Below are 1,601 nucleotides of genomic sequence, written 5' to 3'. Positions count from 1 at the left end.
CGTGGTGGACGTCCTGCTCGCCCCCGGTGTGCCGGCGCCCGACGCCTCGCTGGAGCGCAACTTCTACACCACCTCCTCCTGCGGCCTGTGCGGCAAGGCGAGCCTGGACGCGGTGCGCACCACCGCGCCGTGGAGCGTCGCCGGGGACGGGCTGTGCGTGACCCCCTCGCTGCTCTCCGCGCTGCCCGACCGGCTGCGCGCCGCCCAGAAGGTCTTCGACAGCACCGGCGGCCTGCACGCGGCCGGGCTGTTCGACGCCGACGGGCGACTGCTCTGCCTGCGCGAGGACGTGGGCCGGCACAACGCGGTGGACAAGGTGGTCGGCCACGCGCTGCGCGAGGGCCTGCTGCCGGCCCGCGGCACGGTGCTGATGGTCAGCGGGCGGGCCTCCTTCGAGCTGGTGCAGAAAGCGGTGATGGCGGGCATCCCGGTGCTCGCGGCGGTCTCCGCGCCGTCCTCGCTGGCCGTGGACCTCGCGGAGGAGAGCGGGCTGACCCTGGTCGGCTTCCTGCGCGGCGACTCGATGAACGTCTACACCCGCACCGACCGCGTCGACACCTCCACGCCGGCCACCACCACCGCCCCCGCCACCGCCACCGCCACCGCCACCGCCACCGGAGTCGAGTAGGCGATGCTGTTCCGCCAGCTCGAATACCTCGTCGCGCTCGCCCGGGAGCGCCACTTCGCCCGCGCCGCCCAGGCCTGCCACGTCTCCCAGCCCGCCCTCTCCGAGGCGCTGCGCAAGCTGGAGGACGAGCTGAGGGTGCTGCTGGTGCGGCGCGGCCGCGCCTACGAGGGCCTGACCCCCGAGGGCGAGCGGATCGTGCTGTGGGCGCAGCGCATCCTGGCCGACCGGGACGCCCTCCGGGACGAGGTGGACGCGCTGCGCACCGGCCTGAGCGGACGGCTGCGGATCGGCTCGGTGCCGACCGCCTCGGGCGCCGTGTCGCTGCTCACCGGGCCGTTCTGCACCGCCCACCCGCTGGCCGCCGTGGAGCTGTCCACCGACCTTCGATCCGATGAACTCCTGCGCCAGGTACGGAACTTCGAGATCGACGCGGGCGTCACCTACCTGCCCGGACCGGGCGAGGACGACCTGCGCACACTCCCGCTGTACGAGGAGCGGTACGTCCTGCTGACCGGTCTGGCCGACGAGCCGGCCCAGCACCCGCGGGCGACCTGGGAGCAGGCCTCCCGACTGCCGCTGTGCCTGCTGCACCCGGGCATGCAGGGCCGCCGGGTGCTGGACGAGGTGTTCGCGGGGCTCGGGCTGGCGCCGACGCCCCGGGTCGAGACCGACTCGGTGGCCTCGCTCTTCGCCCACGTCCGCACCGGGCACTGGGCGAGCGTCGTGCCGTACGCGTGGCTGCACGTGTTCGGCGTGCCGCGCGGGATGCGGGCGGTCCCGCTGACGGAGCCGGCGCACAGCGCGCCGATCGGACTGGTGATCGCCGCCCGGGAGCCCGGCTCGGTGATGGCCCGCGCCCTGCTGGAGGTCGCCCGGCTCACCGAGGTGGCCACCGTGCTCGGCAGCCTGCCGGCGGCGTGATCGCCCGGGCCCGAGACCGGGGACCGGGGACCGGGGACCGGGGACCGGGGAC

2 protein-coding genes are annotated in these 1,601 nt (G+C 75.3%); both read left to right on the top strand.

Annotated elements, in window-relative coordinates; genetic code table 11:
* On the top strand, positions 1–628 hold a 628-nt coding region (fdhD, locus tag ACIQOV_RS40775), incomplete at its 5' end, for a formate dehydrogenase accessory sulfurtransferase FdhD (protein ID WP_401056104.1).
* A 3-nt stretch (positions 629–631) separates the two neighbouring features.
* Positions 632–1,549, top strand: coding sequence for a LysR family transcriptional regulator (locus tag ACIQOV_RS40770; RefSeq protein WP_401056102.1), 918 nt, complete (start codon positions 632–634; stop codon positions 1,547–1,549).
* Positions 1,550–1,601 lie beyond the last annotated feature (52 nt).

Origin of the sequence: Kitasatospora sp. NPDC091257, from assembly GCF_044757675.1 — a bacterium.
Classification (GTDB): Bacteria; Actinomycetota; Actinomycetes; order Streptomycetales; family Streptomycetaceae; genus Kitasatospora; species Kitasatospora lactacystinica.
Note: the sequence above shows the minus strand (reverse complement) of the source record. Positions and strands in the feature narration are given on the sequence as shown.

Coding starts and splice junctions, on each gene's coding strand:
- ACIQOV_RS40770 (WP_401056102.1), top strand. CDS start 632: ATGCTGTTCCGCCAGCTCGAATACCTCGTCGCGCTCGCCCGGGAGCGC.